The sequence below is a fragment of the Bacillus sp. Bvel1 genome (assembly GCF_014872755.1).
Classification (GTDB): Bacteria; Bacillota; Bacilli; order Bacillales; family Bacillaceae; genus Bacillus; species Bacillus velezensis.
On sequence record NZ_JAAOBZ010000007.1, the window covers coordinates 994794 to 1013441 of the forward strand.

General features: G+C 46.8%; 22 protein-coding genes and 6 tRNA genes. 9 read left to right on the top strand and 19 right to left on the bottom strand.

Features of this window, described 5'->3' with window-relative positions; genetic code table 11:
- Nucleotide 1: 1 nt before the first annotated feature.
- Nucleotides 2-784, top strand: a complete 783-nt coding sequence (locus HAP68_RS14170) for an ABC transporter ATP-binding protein (protein ID WP_003152246.1) — start codon at nucleotides 2-4, stop codon at nucleotides 782-784.
- Nucleotides 759-1571 carry an ABC transporter permease gene (locus HAP68_RS14175; protein WP_014418698.1) on the top strand — a complete coding sequence of 271 codons (813 nt, stop codon included), beginning with the start codon at nucleotides 759-761 and terminating at the stop codon, nucleotides 1569-1571. The genes HAP68_RS14170 and HAP68_RS14175 overlap by 26 nt, the downstream gene beginning before the upstream one ends.
- 35 nt (nucleotides 1572-1606) lie before the next feature.
- On the opposite strand, the gene ytkD is transcribed toward HAP68_RS14175, so the two are convergent.
- The 3 genes from ytkD to HAP68_RS14190 form a co-directional block, all read right to left on the bottom strand.
- Nucleotides 1607-2086: an RNA deprotection pyrophosphohydrolase gene (gene ytkD / locus HAP68_RS14180; RefSeq protein WP_003152244.1), complete on the bottom strand. Its 480-nt coding sequence runs from the start codon at nucleotides 2084-2086 to the stop codon at nucleotides 1607-1609.
- 132 nt (nucleotides 2087-2218) lie between these two features.
- Nucleotides 2219-2623: a phage holin family protein gene (locus HAP68_RS14185; protein WP_003152243.1), complete on the bottom strand. Its 405-nt coding sequence runs from the start codon at nucleotides 2621-2623 to the stop codon at nucleotides 2219-2221.
- 151 nt (nucleotides 2624-2774) lie between these two features.
- The gene (locus tag HAP68_RS14190; protein WP_003152242.1) at nucleotides 2775-3212 is read right to left on the bottom strand and encodes a Dps family protein; all 438 of its coding nucleotides are present in this window, start codon (nucleotides 3210-3212) and stop codon (nucleotides 2775-2777) included.
- 124 nt (nucleotides 3213-3336) lie between these two features.
- Between HAP68_RS14190 and ytzI the strand changes: the two genes are divergently transcribed.
- Nucleotides 3337-3486: a YtzI protein gene (gene ytzI, locus HAP68_RS14195; RefSeq protein WP_003152241.1), complete on the top strand. Its 150-nt coding sequence runs from the start codon at nucleotides 3337-3339 to the stop codon at nucleotides 3484-3486.
- Here ytzI and HAP68_RS14200 read toward each other — a convergent pair.
- Entirely contained in the window at nucleotides 3483-3926 is a 444-nt protein-coding gene (locus HAP68_RS14200) for a FixH family protein (RefSeq protein ID WP_015387819.1), read from the bottom strand. The genes ytzI and HAP68_RS14200 overlap by 4 nt on opposite strands.
- Nucleotides 3927-4040: 114 nt before the next feature.
- A complete protein-coding gene (locus HAP68_RS14205) occupies nucleotides 4041-4514 on the bottom strand; it encodes an S-ribosylhomocysteine lyase (protein WP_003152237.1) in 474 nt (157 codons plus the stop codon).
- Between the two features lie 124 nt (nucleotides 4515-4638).
- Here HAP68_RS14205 and yidD point away from each other — a divergent pair, with 124 nt between their 5' ends.
- The gene (gene yidD / locus HAP68_RS14210) at nucleotides 4639-4866 is read left to right on the top strand and encodes a membrane protein insertion efficiency factor YidD (protein ID WP_024085713.1); all 228 of its coding nucleotides are present in this window, start codon (nucleotides 4639-4641) and stop codon (nucleotides 4864-4866) included.
- On the opposite strand, the gene HAP68_RS14215 is transcribed toward yidD, so the two are convergent.
- Nucleotides 4863-5432 carry a beta-class carbonic anhydrase gene (locus HAP68_RS14215; protein ID WP_003152233.1) on the bottom strand — a complete coding sequence of 190 codons (570 nt, stop codon included), beginning with the start codon at nucleotides 5430-5432 and terminating at the stop codon, nucleotides 4863-4865. The two genes, yidD and HAP68_RS14215, sit on opposite strands and share 4 nt — an antisense overlap.
- A gap of 118 nt (nucleotides 5433-5550) precedes the next feature.
- The gene (locus HAP68_RS14220) at nucleotides 5551-5799 is read right to left on the bottom strand and encodes a type B 50S ribosomal protein L31 (protein WP_003152229.1); all 249 of its coding nucleotides are present in this window, start codon (nucleotides 5797-5799) and stop codon (nucleotides 5551-5553) included.
- Nucleotides 5800-5996: 197 nt separating this feature from the next.
- Here HAP68_RS14220 and HAP68_RS14225 point away from each other — a divergent pair, with 197 nt between their 5' ends.
- Genes HAP68_RS14225 through HAP68_RS14235 form a run of 3 tightly spaced genes read left to right on the top strand, consistent with a single transcriptional unit; the run spans nucleotide 5997 to nucleotide 8607 of the window.
- Nucleotides 5997-7328 (top strand): cytochrome ubiquinol oxidase subunit I, encoded by a 1332-nt coding sequence (locus HAP68_RS14225; RefSeq protein WP_003152226.1) that lies wholly within the window; start codon nucleotides 5997-5999, stop codon nucleotides 7326-7328.
- 22 nt (nucleotides 7329-7350) lie between these two features.
- A complete protein-coding gene (locus HAP68_RS14230) occupies nucleotides 7351-8391 on the top strand; it encodes a cytochrome d ubiquinol oxidase subunit II (RefSeq protein WP_003152225.1) in 1041 nt (346 codons plus the stop codon).
- A gap of 57 nt (nucleotides 8392-8448) precedes the next feature.
- Nucleotides 8449-8607 (top strand): DUF1540 domain-containing protein, encoded by a 159-nt coding sequence (locus tag HAP68_RS14235; protein ID WP_003152224.1) that lies wholly within the window; start codon nucleotides 8449-8451, stop codon nucleotides 8605-8607.
- A 371-nt stretch (nucleotides 8608-8978) separates the two neighbouring features.
- On the opposite strand, the gene menC is transcribed toward HAP68_RS14235, so the two are convergent.
- The 6 genes from menC to HAP68_RS14265 form a co-directional block, all read right to left on the bottom strand.
- Nucleotides 8979-10094, bottom strand: coding sequence for an o-succinylbenzoate synthase (gene menC, locus HAP68_RS14240; RefSeq protein WP_014305634.1), 1116 nt, complete (start codon nucleotides 10092-10094; stop codon nucleotides 8979-8981).
- Nucleotides 10091-11554, bottom strand: coding sequence for an o-succinylbenzoate--CoA ligase (locus HAP68_RS14245; protein ID WP_024085715.1), 1464 nt, complete (start codon nucleotides 11552-11554; stop codon nucleotides 10091-10093). The genes menC and HAP68_RS14245 overlap by 4 nt, the downstream gene beginning before the upstream one ends.
- An 87-nt stretch (nucleotides 11555-11641) precedes the next feature.
- Nucleotides 11642-12460 (bottom strand): 1,4-dihydroxy-2-naphthoyl-CoA synthase, encoded by an 819-nt coding sequence (gene menB / locus HAP68_RS14250; protein WP_003152221.1) that lies wholly within the window; start codon nucleotides 12458-12460, stop codon nucleotides 11642-11644.
- 58 nt (nucleotides 12461-12518) lie between these two features.
- On the bottom strand, nucleotides 12519-13343 hold the full coding sequence (menH, locus tag HAP68_RS14255) for a 2-succinyl-6-hydroxy-2,4-cyclohexadiene-1-carboxylate synthase (protein WP_024085716.1): 825 nt from the start codon (nucleotides 13341-13343) through the stop codon (nucleotides 12519-12521).
- Nucleotides 13331-15067 carry a 2-succinyl-5-enolpyruvyl-6-hydroxy-3-cyclohexene-1-carboxylic-acid synthase gene (menD, locus tag HAP68_RS14260; protein ID WP_024085717.1) on the bottom strand — a complete coding sequence of 579 codons (1737 nt, stop codon included), beginning with the start codon at nucleotides 15065-15067 and terminating at the stop codon, nucleotides 13331-13333. The genes menH and menD overlap by 13 nt, the downstream gene beginning before the upstream one ends.
- On the bottom strand, nucleotides 15064-16479 hold the full coding sequence (locus HAP68_RS14265; protein WP_024085718.1) for an isochorismate synthase: 1416 nt from the start codon (nucleotides 16477-16479) through the stop codon (nucleotides 15064-15066). Before HAP68_RS14265 ends, menD begins: the two co-directional genes overlap by 4 nt.
- Nucleotides 16480-16761: 282 nt before the next feature.
- On the opposite strand from HAP68_RS14265, the gene HAP68_RS14270 reads away from it, so the two are divergent.
- Nucleotides 16762-17481 (top strand): TraR/DksA C4-type zinc finger protein, encoded by a 720-nt coding sequence (locus HAP68_RS14270; protein WP_003152213.1) that lies wholly within the window; start codon nucleotides 16762-16764, stop codon nucleotides 17479-17481.
- A 156-nt stretch (nucleotides 17482-17637) separates the two neighbouring features.
- Nucleotides 17638-18108 carry a TspO/MBR family protein gene (locus tag HAP68_RS14275; RefSeq protein ID WP_003152211.1) on the top strand — a complete coding sequence of 157 codons (471 nt, stop codon included), beginning with the start codon at nucleotides 17638-17640 and terminating at the stop codon, nucleotides 18106-18108.
- Nucleotides 18109-18143: 35 nt separating this feature from the next.
- Here the strand turns inward: HAP68_RS14275 and HAP68_RS14280 are convergent.
- From HAP68_RS14280 to HAP68_RS14305, 6 genes are all read right to left on the bottom strand, one after another.
- Nucleotides 18144-18215: transfer RNA gene (locus HAP68_RS14280), tRNA-Glu, on the bottom strand.
- Between the two features lie 3 nt (nucleotides 18216-18218).
- Nucleotides 18219-18309: transfer RNA gene (locus HAP68_RS14285), tRNA-Ser, on the bottom strand.
- A gap of 3 nt (nucleotides 18310-18312) precedes the next feature.
- A tRNA-Asn gene (locus HAP68_RS14290) sits at nucleotides 18313-18387 on the bottom strand.
- Nucleotides 18388-18397: 10 nt separating this feature from the next.
- Nucleotides 18398-18474, bottom strand: a tRNA-Ile gene (locus tag HAP68_RS14295).
- A 15-nt stretch (nucleotides 18475-18489) separates the two neighbouring features.
- Nucleotides 18490-18563: transfer RNA gene (locus HAP68_RS14300), tRNA-Gly, on the bottom strand.
- Between the two features lie 8 nt (nucleotides 18564-18571).
- Nucleotides 18572-18647, bottom strand: a tRNA-His gene (locus HAP68_RS14305).
- Nucleotide 18648: the final 1 nt, after the last annotated feature.

Here is an 18648-nt window from a genome sequence, read left to right on the forward strand (position 1 = left end):
AATGTCTTTTTTACATGTGGATCATGTAACACATACTTATTTCTCGCTGAAAGAAAAGACAACCGCCGTGAAAGATATACATTTTCAGATTGAAAAAGGGGATTTCATCTCCTTTCTCGGGCCGAGCGGATGCGGAAAAACAACACTCCTGTCCATTCTGGCCGGCCTTATCACCCCTGCGCAAGGCCGGGTGCTGATCGAAGGAAGCGTGCCGAACCATAAAGAACACCAAATCGGTTATATGCTTCAGCAGGATTATTTATTTCCTTGGAAATCAATTGAGGAAAACGTGCTGCTCGGTTTACACATTTCAAAAACATTAACAGAAGAAAAAAGAGCTGAAGTTCTCAGCCTTCTGCCTAAGCTCGGATTAATCGGCGTTGAAAAGAAATATCCGAAAGAGCTCTCAGGCGGAATGCGGCAGCGGGCGGCACTTGCCAGAACTCTTGCGCCGGACCCTGGACTGCTGCTCCTTGATGAACCGTTTTCCGCGCTGGACTTTCAAACGAAGCTTTCTTTGGAAAACCTTGTCTTCAGAACATTAAAGGATTTTCAAAAAACCGCCGTGCTCGTCACCCACGATATCGGTGAAGCCATCGCCATGAGCGATACGATCTATTTATTTTCGAATCAGCCGGGCACCATCCACCAAATATTCACCGTGCCTAAGGAGCTCGCGGCTTTAGATCCGTTTGACGCGCGTCAGGATCCGGCCTTTCAGCCGCTGTTTCAAACCATATGGAAGGAGCTGAATTCCCTTGAAAAACAGCAGCGGCACGATTGAACAGCTTCATCAGCAGTTTAAGAAAAGACACCAAAAAGAAAAGCTCCGGATCCGTGCGTATCAGGCCGCCATTTTCATCGTATTTTTTGCCGGGTGGGAAATATCGAGCAGGGCGGGCTGGATCGATCCGTTAATCTTCAGCTCACCCTCCGCCGTTTGCAGGCTTTTAGTTGAAAAGATTGCGGACGGATCCCTTGCGGCGCACATCGGCGTAACCTTAGGAGAAACCGTTCTCGGCTTTTTGCTCGGCACACTTCTCGGCACATGCCTCGCCGCTCTGTTATGGTGGTCAAACCGGCTCGCCCGGGTTTTAGACCCGTACCTCGTCATTTTAAACGCGATGCCGAAGGTCGCACTCGGACCGATTCTCATCGTGGCACTCGGACCGAATTTCACAAGCATTGTCGCCATGGGAGCAGTCATCAGTGTCATTATCACGACAATCGTCGTCTTTACGGCTTTTCAGGAAGTGGATGAAAACTATATTAAGGTGATGAAAACATTCGGAGCGAAAAGAAGCATCATGTTTAAAGAAGTCATTCTGCCGGCATGCGCCCCCGCGATTATTTCCGCGCTTAAAGTGAACGTCGGTTTATCCTGGGTCGGTGTCATCGTCGGCGAGTTTCTCGTTTCCGAAAAAGGTCTGGGCTACATGATCATTTACGGATTCCAGGTTTTCAATTTCACTCTTGTGTTCTTAAGCCTTCTGATCATCGCGATTTTTGCGACATTGATGTATCAGGGAGTCGAACTGTTAGAAAGAAAATGGACGAAAGGAAAAATATAAAAAAGACCCGTGCGTAAGCGCCGGGTCTCCGTTTTTTATGATTGAAATACGCCGTCCTCTTTCAGCTTTTTCAGACTGATCGGAAGCACCGAATCTTTCATAATGAAACTGAATTTTTTATTTCGGGGGAGATTCTCCGGCAGTTCGCTGAACAGCACCGGCCCCTTTGTTTCAAAATAGTCAGCCTGTTTTTCAAGCTTTTCAATATCGGCAAAATAAATATTCTTCACGATTACCTTTTCCCTGCCGAGAACTTTATACTGTCCGACGTACTTCAGATGTCTTACCGCGGCGCCGGTTTCTTCTTTCACCTCGCGCAGGGCCGCTTCCTCCGCACATTCCATCGGCTCCACTTTTCCGCCCGGAAATTCAAACCCCCGGTCTTCGTGCTCAGTCAAAAGCCACTTATCTCCATATCGGCATATGACCCATACATGCTTCGGGCTGTCTGAAAAAGGCTGGTGTTCAAAGGAGAGCTGAACAGTATTCTGATAATAGTCTTTAAACTCGTACATGTTTATCCCTCTAATCCGTTCCTTCATATCTTCCATACATCATACCACAGTTGCGTTTGTTCGGAAGCCCTTTATCAAAAATTCAGAGGAAAACCATCATACCCGCTAGTATAGCCTCCTTTGAAGCAAATGTTACGGTTTGCGCTTGAATTTATTTTTCAGGGTATCCAATAGGTCGACGAGCACCTGCGGAACCGGGATGCCCAGCGAGCTTGCCGTTATCACGATCTGAACCGATTCGTATAAGATATAAAACATAATAGCCAAATTACGGATAGCGCCTTCTGAATGAAGCAGCTGATCAAAAAAATGGCAAACTGAGACTAATGCCAGGGTCACGATTTTTTTGACCAGCCGCGCAAAAAGCTTTCTTGCGCTCAGCTGCTGCAAAAGAGATTCTTTTAAGCTTGTACTGATAAACTCAATCGCCATGACCGATAGCAAAATCAGAAACGAATACTGAAAACCGCCAAAGAAAAACCCCGCTGCCGACACGATCACTGCAAAAAACGAAAAGATGCCAAAGTCTTTGCCCACTTGATCCAACATCCTTTCACAGAAACGGCCTTACATTATTCTATGAAAAGTGAATGGAACGGACTGGATTTTTCAGAAAAATGGACAACACCTCTCTTCGGCAGCCAAATAAAAGACCGAGTGCTTTATAGCCCCGGTCTTCCCTTGTTGATTATCCTAAATACGCTTTCAGCATCCAATTATGTTTTTCGATATTCTGGTGAATGGCAAGCAGCATATCTCCGGTCGTTTCGTCTCCGACCTCATCTGCGAGATCCATGCCGCTTTTCAGCTCTTCCGCAATGACAGTGAAATCATCATAAATGTTCTGTACCATTTGTTCTGCGCTCTCATTGCCTTCCGCTTCTTTTATAGAAGCAGTCTTCAATGATTCCGTCATTGTGCCGATCGGCTTGCCGTTCAATGCCAGCAGACGTTCTGCCAGATCGTCAATATATGTAGCCGTTTCGTTATACAGCTCCTCGAACTTTTCGTGCAATGTGAAAAAGTCCTTCCCTTTGACGTACCAATGATAGTTATGTAATTTCACATACATGACCGTCCAGTTTGCAACTTGTTTATTGACCGCTTCCAATAGTTTTTCTGACATGCCTATCTTCCTCCTTTGATTTACTATTGATATACCCTATATATCGTGTGTTAAAACATAAATTTTTAGCCCTTGATTTTACGGATGGAAAATATGTTATGATTTGTTAAAAAGGAGGGATTTCATGCTGCTTCTTCTGAGCTTCGGCTTTCTTATCGTGCTCGCCGTGCTGCTTTTATCCATCTGGTCGACTGTAAGAGCTTATAACGTAAAACATACGATTGACCCGCCGGAGGACGCATCAAAAGGCTTGACGGATAAAAACAATCCTTAATGATGATGCGTCTGTTCCTCATGGCCGGAGGAATCATCGGCAGCTTCAGCATCCCCGACACGCACTTTTACAGTCGGCATATTATGCTGCTGTTTTGCCGTTACGTGGGATTGAACGGTATACACACCCTCTTCATCAAATTCAGTCCGCAGGTGATACGCCCCTTTTTCCTCCTTGGCCTTGCTTGTTTTGCTGCTGCCTTTTTTTCCTTCTTTCCATACTTCAAACATGACTTCATCCGCATCCGTGACACGCTTGCCGCCGTAAAAAACCTCCGCCTTGTATTCCGTTTTTTCATGCAATGCTGCCTTTTCCGGTCCTGTAAGCTTGACCTCAAGCGCTTTAGGCTCCTCATCCGCGGCGGTTTTGTCCGAATTGCCCCCGCAGGAAGATAATAGAAATACCATACCGCACATACCTGCCAATACAGCCCGTTTCATCCCATCACTCCTTCATGTTTGCTTCTATTTTAGCAAACGCTTACACATAAGGTGTGACATTTTTTAGAAATATGTAAAAAAGCCTTTTTGCATGTCAGCAAAAAGGCCTGTTTTTTATCCGAACACTTTCAGCAAATCTTCTTTATCTTGTGACAGCCAGAAACGCATCAGCCGTTTCGCGCCTTCTAAATCATGAAGTTTCGCCTGGCCGCACTGTTTTTCGTTGGCCGCCGGAATCTCCGTAATATCGATGGCTTCTTTCAGCGTAGCGTCAAGCAGGTCTACAATTTCTTCCGCTGTCGGCTCGCCGCTGACAACAAGATAATAGCCTGTCTGGCAGCCCATCGGTGAGATATCTATGATGTCGAAGTGATCGTATTTCTCAGAATGTGTGCGAATCGTAAACGCAAGCAAGTGCTCAAGCGTATGAATCGTATCCGGCTTCATCGCCTGTTTGTTCGGCTGGCAGAAGCGAATGTCAAACTTATTCACGACGCCGTCTGTTCCGACTTTATGCACTCCGCAATGTCTTACATACGGAGCCACAACCGCATTATGGTCTAGCTCAAAACTTTCTACTGAAGGCATAATGGCACTCCCTTTTTTTCAGAATATGCATCCATTATAACACAGTTTTCCGATAAGAATTGTGGCGGAAGCTTTTCAATCTGAAATTTTTTTTCTATACTAGCATCAGAAAGGTGGTTTTTTAATGAAAACCATAATGATTGCGCTCATCCGCGGATACCAGAAGTTCATCTCTCCGCTGACGCCGCCGTCATGCCGCTTTTATCCGACGTGTTCGCAGTACGGAATCGAAGCCGTCAAGACTCACGGCGCATTAAAAGGCGGATGGCTGACACTGAAGCGGATTTTAAAGTGCCACCCTTTTCATCCGGGCGGTGTTGATCCCGTACCGGACAAAAAACGAAAACATTAGTCCATATGCTGGTAGCCGTCGATCACCAGATCAAGTTTACCGGTTTCAGGATCAATCACCAGACCGTGCACCGGGACATTGTCAGGGAATAGCGGATGGTGTTTAATGACGTTTACGCTGTCTGTAACACTCGCTTCTACTGAATCAAAGCTTTTCAGCCATTGATCAAGATCAACACCTGAGTGCTTCAGCATGTCAATCCGCTCTTTCGGAATACCGCGGTCGATAATTTTATCAAGCATATCCTCGCTGTTGATTTTGCTCATGCCGCAATCATGGTGGCCGATAACGCAGACTTCATCAGCGTTTAATTCGTATACGGCCACTAAAAGGCTGCGCATGATGCTTCCGAACGGGTGGGCGACAAGCGCGCCGGCACTTTTAATAATTTTCACATCGCCGTTTCGCATGTTCATCGCATGCGGAAGCAATTCTACAAGACGTGTGTCCATACAGGACAAAATTGCCATCTTTTTATCCGGGAATTTAGATGTTTGGTATTTTTCATAATCTTTGTTTTTAGTGAACTGCTCATTAAATTGCATGATATCGTTTAGAAGACTCATCTTGGTGTTTCCTTTCTGCTTTTTTATTCACAATATAACATAAGGCGGGTCATTTCGTCACTCCCCGCACGAGATGATAAAGTGCTCAATAAATAAGACAAACCCTATTGGGCTTGTCTTATTTCCCCATATTGTATTTTTTGTTGAACTGTTCGACTCTCCCGCCTTTTTCGTTGAATTTTTGGCGGCCCGTATAAAACGGATGCGTATCTGAGCTGACTTCCACTTTAATCAGCGGGTATGTTTTTCCGTCTTCCCACTCTGCCGTTTCCTCTGACGTTTTCGTAGAATGGCTTAAAAAGCGGTAGCCGCTGTTCACATCTTGAAAAATCACTTGGTGGTTATCCGGATGAATATCTTTTTTCATGGTGATCTCCCTTTCTTAAATCGTAATAATTACGTTTTATTCTAAACCTTAAATAGGCGCTTGTCAATCATATATGCCCTGATCCCTTGATTTCTAAACCCTGCACATATATGGAATCGGAAGAATAATCTAATCGCTTCAGCAAATAATATAACCACATTACATAAAACGGTAATTTAGAAAGGCGGTTTATGATCGTGGATGATTTAGTATTAGCCAGAAGTCTGTTCGGGACAACCATGGGCTTTCATATTATTTTTGCGACGCTTGGTGTCGGCTTGCCTCTGATGATTTTAATGGCCGAATTGATTTATCAAAAAACAAAAGATCCGCATTATGCCATTATGGCGAAAAGGTGGACGAAGGCGCAGGCTGTTCTGCTCGGCGTGGCGATACCGACCGGAACGATCGCGGGTACACAGCTTGCCCTTTTGTGGCCCGGATTCATGGAGGTCATCGGCAGGGTGATGTCACTTCCGTTTCAGATTGAAATTTATGCTTTCTTTATTGAAGCGCTGTTTATGTCCATTTATGTCTACGCCGCTGACCGGCTGACTCCGGCGATGCGCATCATTGCCGTTATTTTCGTTTTGATCGGCGCCGCGGCATCCGCCGTCTTAATCACAAATGTTCACGCATTTGAAGGAACGCCGGCCGGCTTTAAAATTTTAAACGGCAAAATCACTGACGTCGAACCGTGGGCAGCGTTTTTTAATCCAAGCTTTTTCACCACCGCGGGCCATGTCGTACTGACGGCTTTCATGACCGGTGCATTTATCGTCGCGTCAGTTGCGGCTTATAAAATGCTGAGAACGAGAAAACAGGAGCAGGTATACCGCTTTCACCGAAAAGCGCTGCTGCTCGCTTTAACGATCGGCGGGATATTCTCTATTATTGCTTCTTTAAACGGTCACGAGTCAGCCCAGCTTCTTTACGAATACCAGCCTGAGAAGCTTGCGGGCGCAGAAGGGCTGTTTGAAACTAGATCACACGCTCCGCTTGCGATCGGGGGTTTTACTGATGCAAAAGAAGAAAAAGTAAAATGGGCGATAGAAGTGCCGTGGGCTTTAAGCTTTTTGGCCGCAAACAGCTTTGATACCGTCGTCAAAGGATTGAACGCGTTTCCGAAAGACGAGTGGCCGCCTTTATTCATCCATACACTGTTTAACGGAATGGTCGGCATCGGGATGCTGCTCATTTTGTACTCCATCATCGGCATCGTGTGGAGAAAAATTTTAAAGAAAGACAGCTTTCCGACTTGGCTTTTGATTTTATTTTTAACCGCAGGACCGCTCAGTCTGATCGGAATTGAATTCGGGTGGATATTCGCTTGTACGGGGCGGCAGCCATGGGTGATTTACCATCTCCTGAAAACGTCTGATGTCGTCACGACAACCGGTTCAATCGGTTTGCTGTTCATCCTGTTCACAGTGGTTTACGCCATTTTGGCAGCCGCAGTCATTTATGTGCTGCTTTATTATTTCCGCAAACATCCTGTTGAGGAGGATGTAAAAGCGGCGGAATCCTAACAATAGAAAGGGCTGAATTGAAATGGACATTACCATGGATGCTCTCATTGCGATATCAATCGTATGGGGCTTCGTGTTTATCTACGCGGTCATGGCAACGATGGACTTCGGAGCCGGCTTTTGGTCGATGATATATTTAAATAAAGAACAAACAAAGGCGACAAACATCGCCAACCGTTATTTGTCCCCGACATGGGAAGTGACCAACGTCTTTATCGTCGCGATCGTTGTCGCCCTATTCAGCTTCTTTCCAGGGGCAACCTTCGTGCTGGGAACCGTTTTATTGATCCCGGGAAGTATTATTTTGCTGCTCTTAGCCATCCGCAGCGGCTTTCTCGTCTTCTCCAATACGGCGAAGGAAAGAAAAATCATGAGATATATCTCCGGAATTTCAGGCTTCATTATTCCCGCTGTGCTGATTTTGGTCCTTCCGGTCACACACGGAGGGTTTATTGAGAAGACGGGCGGAGTGTATCACCTGAATTTGGCAAATGTCTTTACAAGTCTTAATGCGTATGCGTTTATCGGCTTTGCCATTTTAAGCACTTTATTTTTATCTTCACTGCTTCTGGCCGATTTTTCAAATGTTGCGGAAGAGGAGCATGCGTACCGCATCTACAGACGGAGCTCTTTAATAACAGGGCCGCTGTCGCTTCTGTTTGCCTTCTTCATTATGCTGACATTACGCTCTGAAGCCGGCTGGCTGTATACGGGGATGATGAAAGACAAGACATGGCTCATTCTGTCTGTCATTACATTTATCATTGCCGGCGTGGCTCTGTTTTTGCCGAATAAGCGCTTCGGCCGCAACCTCGGCAAACCGAGAATCGCCATGATCGCCATTGCGCTTCAATACTTTTTGGCAAGCTATGCATACGGACGGGCTCATCTTCCTTATATGATTTATCCGGATATTACGGTCATGTCAGGATTTACGGAGCCGGCAACCTTCAGGGCGCTGTTTATGACGTATATCGTCGCTTTCATCATTTTGTTCCCCGGGTTTTATTTCTTCTGGAAGCTCTTTATGAAAGACAGACGTTATATCCGCCAGGAGGAATAACAAAAATCAGGGCGGCTCATACTAATGGCGTACCTTTTATCTTGGAGGGGAGCCAGCATGGACCAAAAAATTCTGTGTGAAGTCAATAACTGTTCATATTGGGGCAGAGGAAACAAATGCACGGCCGACGCTATTTATGTGGTCAGCCATACAGGCGAAACCGCTGAAAAAAGTGAAGAAACGGATTGCAAAACCTTTAAACCGCAAGATTTATAAAAGAAAAGAGCTGGTTTTATACAGCTCTTTTTCATTTCCGCCGCAAGCCTCCCTGAGCCGGAGAAAACCGCGCGGATGAGAAGCATGGCAAAAAGGCGGTTCGGCGGCAAATATAGGCGGCAGACGGTACAATCAGTATCGCATTCATGACAAGCTCAGAATTTTTTATCAAGATGTACATGTTTGCCCCAGCCGGAAAGCAGCACCTGCGTTGTAAAGCCGGCACTGTTTGAAGAATAAAAAAATCATCGCATCCGCCTATTAAAAAAACCGGCTGATACAGCCGGTTCAAACGGGGGAAGGGGTGATAATGAACAGCTTCAATATAACAGCAGCATACAGGCAGCTCAACTCGCTGAAATGTCTTTTTATCAGTTGTTTGTCGTAAAAACGTCCATTTGGGTGACGTATTTTCTCATTATTTCCTGATTGACTTCAACACCTAGTCCGGGACCGTCCGGGACAGAGATGAATCCCTCTTCGATACGGATGTCGGGAGTGACAATATCCTCCTCCCAGTATCGGTCTGATGAGGAAATATCACCCGGTATCGTAAATTGCGGCAGCGAAGCAAGCGCGACTGTCTGCGCTCTCGAAATGCCGGTTTCAAACATTCCGCCGCACCAAACCGGCATGTGATGCTCTCTGCATAAGTCATGTATTTTTAATGCCTCTGTCAGGCCTCCTACACGCGCTGGTTTTATGTTAATGATTTTACAGCTCCCAAGCTCAATCGCCCGCCTTGCGTCATCATAAGAGCATATGCTTTCATCAAGGCATACCGCGGTTCTTAAGTGTTTCTGCAGGTGGCGGTGATCGACAATATCATCTGCCTGAAGCGGCTGTTCTATCATCATGAGCTGGAATTCATCCAACTCTTTCAGCCTGCTGATGTCTTTCAGTTCATAAGCCGAGTTGGCATCCGCCATCAGCGGCACGTTCGGAAAACGGCTGCGGATGGCTCTGACCAGATCAACGTCATGGCCGGGCTGAATTTTTATTTTTATACGTTGATAACCTTCTTTTACGTATTGCTCAATTTCCCGAAGCATCTCATCAGCCGAAGCCAGACCCACCGCCACGCCGGCGGGCACTTTATCTCTTTTGCCCCCTAAGGCTTCTGCGAGAGATATCCCCTTTTTCTTGGCATATAGATCCCACACGGCTGATTCAAGCCCCGCTTTTGCCATGCGGTTTCCTTTGAAACGCGCGAGACTGTCAGGCACTTCTGACGGATGGAAAAACGCGCGGCCTACGACATTTGGGATGAAAAAATCTCTCAGCATATGCGCGCATGTCTGAATCGTTTCTTCTGTATACCACGGAGAAGAAAACGCCGATACCTCCCCCCAGCCGGTTCTCCCGGTTTCATCGATCGCTTCCACGATCAAAAATTTACGATCCTGCAGCGTTTCAATACTTGTTTTAAACGGTTTTTTCAGCCTCATACTTACATGATAAAGGGTGATTTTTTCAATCTTAATCATGACAATTCTCCTTTACGAAGCTCATTCAGCCGATGCCTCATCAGTTTATTGGACGCGTTCCGCGGGAGCCCGTCAACCTTGAAAAAAGCAGCTGGTATTTTATATTTTGCAAGCCGCTCACGGCAAAAGGCGGTCAGCTCCTCAGAACTGACAGAAGAAGTCAGCACGAGAAAAGCATGCGGCACTTTCCCCCATTTCGGATCTTCGGCTCCCGAAACACCGGCCTCCGCTACAGCCGGATGGGCAAGCAGCGCCGCTTCCACTTCTGCGGGGTAGATGTTCTCTCCGCCTGAAATGATGAGGTCCGACCGCCTGTCCAGCACGTATAAAAACCCTTCATCATCCAAATAGCCAAGATCGCCCGTTTTAAACCATCCATTATGAAAAGCGGCCTGGTTCGCGTCGTCACGATGATAATACCCTTTCATTACATTCGGGCCTTTCACCGTAATTTCACCATGTTCAAACGGCGCACAAGGGTTTCCGTCTTTTTCAATTCTAATTTCGCATGAAAACAGCGGTTTACCGGCCGAGCCGAGCTTGTCCATGCTGAATTCCGGAGAAAGTGTGACAATCTGTGAGCAGGTTTCAGTCAAGCCGTAAGATTGGAATACCGGAAATTGTTTCCTGCGGCATTCTTCAAGGAGCGGCAGCGGTGCCGGACCCCCGCCAAGCAGAATGCAGCGCAGTGATTCAGGACATTGTTCAGTTTCCGCAAGCAGGCCCGAGAGCATGGTCTGCACCGCTGAAATGATCGTGACCTGATGGGAGCTGATGCTGTCCAGCACATCAGTGACAGAGAATTTTTGATGAAGCACGACGGGCATGCCGTAAATGACCGACTTAAACAGCGCAGACAGACCGCTGATATGAAACAGCGGCAGCGCAATAAGCCAGCGGTCCCGCTCCGTGACCCCCAGATTCAGCGCAGACGATACAGCGCTGGAATAATGATTACCGAAAGTCTGCTGCACCCCTTTCGGCCTTCCTGTTGTTCCTGACGTATACATAAGAGTCGCCGTATCATCAAGCGTTACATAAGCTTCCGGCTCCATGTCACCCGCCTCTTCAGCCTGCAGCTCGTCCACATCTGCGGTGGCGACCGCAGATTCATATTCTTCGCGGCAAAAACCGTCCTCCGTTAATAAAAGCTTTGCCTGTGAATCTTCGAGCTGAAACAACCGTTCCTGTTTTGAGAGCTTCGTATTCAACAGCACAGCTTCCGCCCCTAATAAGAAGCAGGCGTGAACGGCATGAACCATTTCCGGTCTGTTAGAAAGCAAAATCGCGGCCCTGTCTCCTTTTTTAAGCGAGCAGTATTTGGACAGCCGCGCGGCCATTTGTTTAGAAGCATGATATAATTCTCTGAATGTCATCTGTTTGTTTTCAAATATGAGAGCGATTCTCTCCGGTGTCAGCTGAGCCCTTTGAATGAGCCAATTCGGCTGTTCTGTCAGCATGTTATCATCTCCGAGGTAAAAGTACTGTTTTTGAAAAGAAAACAGCTTGGACCAGAGCGGCTCAAGCTGTTTCGTAGTGTCATCTGATCACGGAAAACGAGGGAATTGACCGAAATCGGGACTGCGTTTCTCTTTAAAGGAATCACGGCCTTCTTTCGCTTCGTCAGTCGTGTAATAAAGAAGCGTTGCATCTCCTGCAAATTGCTGAATTCCGGCGAGGCCGTCTGTATCAGCGTTAAATGCCGCTTTAAGGAAACGAAGGGCTGTAGGGCTTTTCTCAAGCATTTCTTCACACCATTTAATTGTTTCCTCTTCAAGTTTCTCTAATGGGACAACCGTATTGACAAGCCCCATGTCGAGCGCTTCCTGCGCGTTGTATTGACGGCACAGGTACCAGATTTCACGGGCTTTCTTATGTCCGACGATACGCGCCAGGTAACCTGAGCCGTAACCGGCATCAAAGCTTCCCACTTTCGGGCCGGTTTGACCGAAAATCGCGTTATCGGCCGCAATCGTTAAATCACAGACGATATGAAGCACATGGCCTCCGCCGATGGCATAGCCTGATACCATCGCTACGACCGGTTTAGGAATCACACGGATCAAACGCTGAAGATCAAGCACATTCAGACGCGGGATCTGATCGTCTCCGACATATCCGCCGTGACCGCGGACTTTTTGGTCTCCGCCTGAACAGAATGCTTTATCTCCCGCTCCCGCAAGAACGATGACACCAATATTGGAGTCATCACGCGCACAAGCAAACGCGTCAATCATTTCTGATACCGTCTTAGGAGTAAATGCGTTATGTACCTCCGGGCGGTTAATTGTTATTTTTGCAATACCGTTATACGTCTCGTACAGGATTTCATCGTACTGACGTTCACTTTTCCATTCTGCAGCCATTGATATGACCTCCTTCATTTTTGCCTGAGTCCGGCCGAAAAGCTATTTTCTTTATGCTTTACAAGCCGTATAAAAACTCACTTACTATCTTACCAAAAATTCGCGGCTGTTCCACATGTACCGTGTGCCCCGCCTGTTTGACAACCTCTATTTTACTTGATGGGAGCAGGTTATGCACCTTTTGATTAATAGCGCAAAACTTTTCATCCCATTCACCGCATATGAGCAGGACGGGCGCCTTGATGCGGTGTAATGCCTCCCACCAGGAAGGCTGTGAGCCCGTTCCCATTCCGAGCAGGCTTCCTGCAAGTCCGAACGGATTATTCTTCAGCCTGCCGGCACGGATGGACGCCTTTACGCTGTCCGGCAGAGAAAGCTGCGTGGCAAACAACGGAATGCTCTCCCAATAATCAACAAACGATGTTACACCTTCCCGCAATATAAAGTCAGCAAGCTTCCGGTCTGACTGAATCCGTTTTTTGCGTTCCTGAAGCGTGCTGAGGCCCGGGGTTGTACTTTCCAAAACAAGCGCTGACACCCGTTGCGGAAATGCCTGTGCAAAGGAATACGCAAGTCTTCCCCCCATAGAATAACCAATAAGTTTCACTTTGTGAAGTTTTAATTGATCAAAAACGGCGGCAAGGTCCGCAACCTGCCGGCTCGCACTATACCTTGCCGCTTGCACAGGCGCGTCTGTCTCCCCGTGACCCAGGCAGTCAATCATCACCATTCGCTCGCCGGGAAACATGCCGCGTAAAAACATCCATGATTCTTTGCTGCCCGTAAATCCATGCAGACAAACAATAGCTTCACACGATTCGTGTCCGCTATCAGCAGCACGATAGCATACGCCGTCGGCCGTTTTAACTGTTACAGTTTCCATTCTTTTTTCACTTCCCGCACTGCGGCCTGCAGCAGATCGCGATGGAATTGAACTCTTGATGTCCGATCTGTTTTCAGCTCGATTATATGAAGTCCGGGCTTGTCCGCCTGCGGCTGATACGCATCCTTAAATGCTTCCCATGTCTCAGGACAAGTATACGTCCCGCCATACAGTGCGGCGGCATGCCGGAAATCAAGACCCGTCGGCGTACCGAACAGTTCTTCAAAATGAGTCTTATCAGATGCCTGCGGCAAAAACGAGAAAATCCCGCCGCCATCATTGTTTATTAAAATAACCGTAAGCGGAATTCCAAGTTTTTTAGCCGCTAACAGCCCGTTTAAATCATGATAAAACGATAAATCTCCAATGACAAGCGTGACAGGAGCTTTTGTACCTTCACACAGTCCCATAGCCGAGGAGACAACTCCGTCAATGCCGTTAGCGCCGCGGTTGGCATAAACACGGAAGGAACGATCTTGTTTTTCAAAGAAAGTATCCACGTCGCGGATCGGCATGCTGTTGCCGACAAAAATCGAACTGCCTTCAGGGACAAGGTGCTGAAGCTGACGATATACATTTCCTTCAAATGATAAATCATCCATGCTCGCGGCCTGTAAATGACTCCGGAACCGGTCATTGACAAATTGCCATTTCTCAAGCCATCCGGACGGCCGTTTTCCGGTTTCAGCTGAACGGACCGCTTCCAAAAACACAGACGGATGGCAATGAATCATATGCGCGCCGGCCTGGGTGGGATCTCTCCATCCTCCGTCTTCATCGACGATAAACTGCTCAATGGCAGGATCGTCTCTGAGCCATAAAAAGAGCGGTTTGGAAACCGGCATCGGACCGAAGCGGATCACAGCATCAGGGCGCAGCGCCTCTTTTATTTCTTCATCTTTTAAGAACGAGTCATAAGCATCAATAATCAGCGTCTTATCATGCTCCCCGTTTCGGAGGTTTGAAAGCGGATCAGCCAAAATCGGGAACTGAAGCACCTCGGCAAGCGCGATGATTTGCTGCTTTTCTGCTTCACCGTGAATTTCGCCGCAGACGATCATACCTCTTTCGGTACCCGCGAGACGCTCTGTAATATGACAGAGAGAGTCTTGATCAGCTGACTGAATCCCTGTTGTGACTGAGACGTGCTTCCCCTTTCTCATTCTTTCAAAAGGTCCGGCTGATAAATCCGGCATCAAAGGCTCTCTGAGCGGCACATTGATATGGACTGGCCCCATCGGGCGCTTCCCGGCTTCACTTACGGCTCTGCCGGCCAATGTTCTGACATAGCTCAGCATTTGAGGATTTTCCTCAGGCAAAGCTGAGTCTGTGAAAAACTTAACAAAGTTACCGAACAGAAAATGCTGGTTAATCGCCTGAGGCGCCCCCACTTCCCTTAATTCATGAGGCCGATCAGCAGTCAGGACAATAAGAGGCACTCTTGAATAATGAGCTTCAATCACGGCCGGATAGAAGTTAGCCGCTGCCGTTCCTGACGTACAAATCAGCATGACCGGACGCTGGCGGGCTTTTGCAAGACCGAGTGCGAAAAAACCTGCGGATCGTTCATCAATCTGTATATGGACTTGAATATCCGGGTGGGCCGCCGCCAAAACCGCCAGGGGAGTTGACCTCGATCCCGGGCAAACAACCGCGTCGGTGACACCCGATAGCGCGAATTCATCAATAAAGCTTCCGATATAATGTGTAATCGGGTTTGTCAAAGCCTTTCACCTCCTAAAGCAGAGATCATCGGCTTTAGTTTAATTTGTGTTTCTTCATATTCTGATTGCGGATCTGAATCTTCAACAATGCCGCAGCCTGCGAAAAGCCGCGCACTTTTGCCTTCAATCAGCCCTGATCGGATAGCCACGACAAATTCTCCGTTTTCCCTGCCGTCCATCCAGCCGATCGGAGCCGCGTACCATCCGCGTGTCATCGGTTCAATATCAGCGATAACTTCAACAGCTTTCTGCTGGGGAGCTCCGCCCAATGCCGGAGTGGGATGCAGCTTTTTAATTAAATCAAACAGCGAAGCGGACGTTTTCAGATGGCCTGTGATCGGCGTATATAGATGCTGAACACTTTTTGTTTTATATAATTGCGGGCCTGCAGGCTTTTTCACATCACTGCAGCTCGACAAGAAAGAATCGTGTATCATCTTAACCACAAAATCATGTTCCGCGAGATTTTTTTCGTCATGCAGCAGCTCTTTGCCGAGACGGTCATCTTCTTGTTGATTTTCTCCGCGCTTAATTGAACCTGCCAGACAGGTGGACATAACGTCTTTGCCTGATTTTTTGATCAGCCGTTCCGGTGAAGCGCCGACAAAGCATTTATCTCCCTGCTCAATCGCAAAAACATAGCTTGTCGTTTGGTCCGTCAAAAGCTTGCGGACAACGCTCTCCGCCGGAATAGGCCCATCATATGACAAAACGACTTCCCTTGCCAGCACGACTTTATCATATTGATTTGCCTTCATATCATTTGTTGCTGTTTTAATGGCTTCAAGCCAGTTTTCCACATCAAGTTCTTCCGCTTTTGTTAAAACAGGATATTCTTCATACTCAATTGAAGAAACTGCAAAAGCTTCTGAAAAAGATTTCAGACGTTTCAGCGTATCTTCTGCCTGATTACCGTCTGCCGCCCATTGATTGACGGTTAAATAATCGCCGTCTGCCGTCTTTGTCAGCATGAGTGAGGGGATAAAGAACATTCCTTCTTCAAACCCGTTCCATTCGTCTCCTCTCTCTTCAGCGGGATTAAATGAAAAACCGCCGAATAAGACAGGGCCGACCGCGGTATGCGCCGCCTCTTCTTCTTCATGAATATGAAAAGCCGTCTTTTTAAAGCGCTCCCATTGTTCAAAAACGTCGTGATAACGTTTTCCATTTTTTTCATTCGATTGAAACAGCGCTTCTGTGCCAAGACCGACTATTGTTAATTCACTACCGGGTTCTGACCAAAAAAATCGTTTGCCTTTATATTTTTTTGCTCCGTCTTTGAAAAATGATAGAGGGTCTAAAGACGCAATACGTCTTGAATAGCTCAATAAGACAGCATGGTTGACTTGTTTGGCTTTATGTAATGCATGATCTGCTTCCTCTCGGAACGTATGCTGCACCGTTGTCACCATGAGACATTCCTCCATAATCCGTTAAATGCTTTTAATACAATACACCTGTGATGAATTTGTGTCAAACACACAGATTTGAGCACGACAAAATGCCTGCATTTCTTATTATAAACCTTTTTGCGCAAATGAATAAAGAAACAAACTTGAATTTTCTTTCCCCACTCTCGGCAATCACTGTATCCTTTTACTTCCTCGTGGGAAAATGACTATTTTTATCCACCATTTTTCTGCGTAAAAACGTTCATACTAACAGTAAGCATCACATAGAAACGAGGGATTGATGTGCTTACAAACGAACAGATCACACACTTAAAAAAAGAATTGGAAGAAGCCAGAGATGATATTTTAAGCCGCTTTAAAGAAAATGATCAATTTCAGTTAACTGATGAATTCCCGTATCAATCATCCGGCGAATTGTCTTCCTATGACAATCATCCCGGCGATCAGGCGACCGAATTATACGAGCGGGAAAAAGACCTGGCTCTGCTCGACCATGAAAGGGAGCACCTTCGCGATATTGATTACTCTCTGAAACAAATTGAAAACGGCACATACGGCACTTGTGAAGTCAGCGGCAAGGACATTCCTTATGACAGACTCGAAGCTCTGCCGACGGCTACGACATTGGCGGAATATTCCTCGCAGGATGCCGTTTCCAAAGACAGGCCGATTGAAGAGGAAACACCGTTCGGACAGTTTGAATTTGATGATGATGAATCAATCCGGGCGGCTTACGATAGTGAAGATGCTTATCAGGATGTTGAGGAATACGGAAACTCAGAAACGCCTCAGGATTTAGAAGATCCGCCGCTCAGCTATGGGGATATGACAATGAACTCAGAAGAAAACATCGGCTATGCCGAGGATTATGAAAACTTTATCGCAACAGATATTACCGGAAAAAACATTTCCGTGTATCCAAGCAAAGCACATGAAAAATATGAGCAGGAACTGGACGAAGAAGGAATTATGACGACCTTTGGCGACCTTCATGCTGATTAAAACCCCGGCAGGCCGGGGTTTTTGAATACAAATAATTGGTTTGCTGCATTTTCACACCGAAAACTCATACACTTAATGGTGCATGAACCTTTTGAACGGTTTAATCTTTCCAAGAAAGGGAACTAACGTATTGACATTGAATGACGAAGGGAACAAATGAAAAAGAAGTATATCGGTGCGATTATTGTATTTATCATTACATATGTCTTGTTTTCTTTAGCAGGGTTTCTCTTTCCCATCGACCGGGAATGGTACGACGCGCTGCAAAAACCTGACTGGACGCCGGGCGGATCAGTGATAGGCATCATATGGGCGGTTTTGTTTGCGCTTATTTCGCTCTCAGCAGCCTTGATATACGCAAGGTTTTCATGTAAAGAATCCAAAGCTTTTTGGGTGATGCTCCTCATCAATTATATCGTGAATCAAGGATTCAGCTATTTTCAATTCACACAGAAAAATTTGCTTGCTGCATCTATCGATTGCCTGCTTGTGGCTGTGACAACACTCATTCTGTTGCTCATTGCCGGTAAATACAGTAAAGCTTCAGCCTGGCTTCTGGTTCCTTATTTATTATGGAGCGCTTTTGCCACATACCTGTCTTTTACCATTTACGCTATGAACGCATAATAAAAAACCTTGCATACTATGCAAGGTTTTTTTAATGACCCGTACGGGATTCGAACCCGTGTTACCGCCGTGAAAGGGCGGTGTCTTAACCGCTTGACCAACGGGCCTTATGGCGGAGAAGGAGGGATTTGAACCCTCGCGCCGCTTACACGACCTACACCCTTAGCAGGGGCGCCTCTTCAGCCACTTGAGTACTTCTCCGTATGGCTCCACAGGCAGGATTCGAACCTGCGACCGATCGGTTAACAGCCGATAGCTCTACCACTGAGCTACTGTGGAAAAATCATCATGGTGGGCCTGAGTGGACTCGAACCACCGACCTCACGCTTATCAGGCGTGCGCTCTAACCAGCTGAGCTACAGGCCCATGACAATATAAAAATGGAGCGGGTGATGGGAATCGAACCCACGACATCAGCTTGGAAGGCTGAGGTTTTACCACTAAACTACACCCGCATGTTGTTTGGGGCGATTGATGGGAATCGAACCCACGAGTGCCAGAGCCACAATCTGGTGCGTTAACCACTTCGCCACAACCGCC

Coding starts and splice junctions, on each gene's coding strand:
- HAP68_RS14275 (WP_003152211.1), top strand. CDS start 17,638: ATGAAAAAGAAGTATATCGGTGCGATTATTGTATTTATCATTACATAT.
- HAP68_RS14245 (WP_024085715.1), bottom strand. CDS start 11,554: ATGCTGACAGAACAGCCGAATTGGCTCATTCAAAGGGCTCAGCTGACA.
- HAP68_RS14265 (WP_024085718.1), bottom strand. CDS start 16,479: ATGGTGACAACGGTGCAGCATACGTTCCGAGAGGAAGCAGATCATGCA.
- HAP68_RS14200 (WP_015387819.1), bottom strand. CDS start 3,926: ATGAAACGGGCTGTATTGGCAGGTATGTGCGGTATGGTATTTCTATTA.
- HAP68_RS14205 (WP_003152237.1), bottom strand. CDS start 4,514: ATGCCTTCAGTAGAAAGTTTTGAGCTAGACCATAATGCGGTTGTGGCT.
- menH (WP_024085716.1), bottom strand. CDS start 13,343: ATGGAAACTGTAACAGTTAAAACGGCCGACGGCGTATGCTATCGTGCT.
- HAP68_RS14190 (WP_003152242.1), bottom strand. CDS start 3,212: ATGTCAGAAAAACTATTGGAAGCGGTCAATAAACAAGTTGCAAACTGG.
- menC (WP_014305634.1), bottom strand. CDS start 10,094: ATGATTAAGATTGAAAAAATCACCCTTTATCATGTAAGTATGAGGCTG.
- HAP68_RS14220 (WP_003152229.1), bottom strand. CDS start 5,799: ATGAAAAAAGATATTCATCCGGATAACCACCAAGTGATTTTTCAAGAT.
- HAP68_RS14235 (WP_003152224.1), top strand. CDS start 8,449: ATGGACCAAAAAATTCTGTGTGAAGTCAATAACTGTTCATATTGGGGC.
- ytzI (WP_003152241.1), top strand. CDS start 3,337: ATGCTGCTTCTTCTGAGCTTCGGCTTTCTTATCGTGCTCGCCGTGCTG.
- HAP68_RS14230 (WP_003152225.1), top strand. CDS start 7,351: ATGGACATTACCATGGATGCTCTCATTGCGATATCAATCGTATGGGGC.
- yidD (WP_024085713.1), top strand. CDS start 4,639: ATGAAAACCATAATGATTGCGCTCATCCGCGGATACCAGAAGTTCATC.
- ytkD (WP_003152244.1), bottom strand. CDS start 2,086: ATGTACGAGTTTAAAGACTATTATCAGAATACTGTTCAGCTCTCCTTT.
- menB (WP_003152221.1), bottom strand. CDS start 12,460: ATGGCTGCAGAATGGAAAAGTGAACGTCAGTACGATGAAATCCTGTAC.
- HAP68_RS14170 (WP_003152246.1), top strand. CDS start 2: ATGTCTTTTTTACATGTGGATCATGTAACACATACTTATTTCTCGCTG.
- HAP68_RS14215 (WP_003152233.1), bottom strand. CDS start 5,432: ATGAGTCTTCTAAACGATATCATGCAATTTAATGAGCAGTTCACTAAA.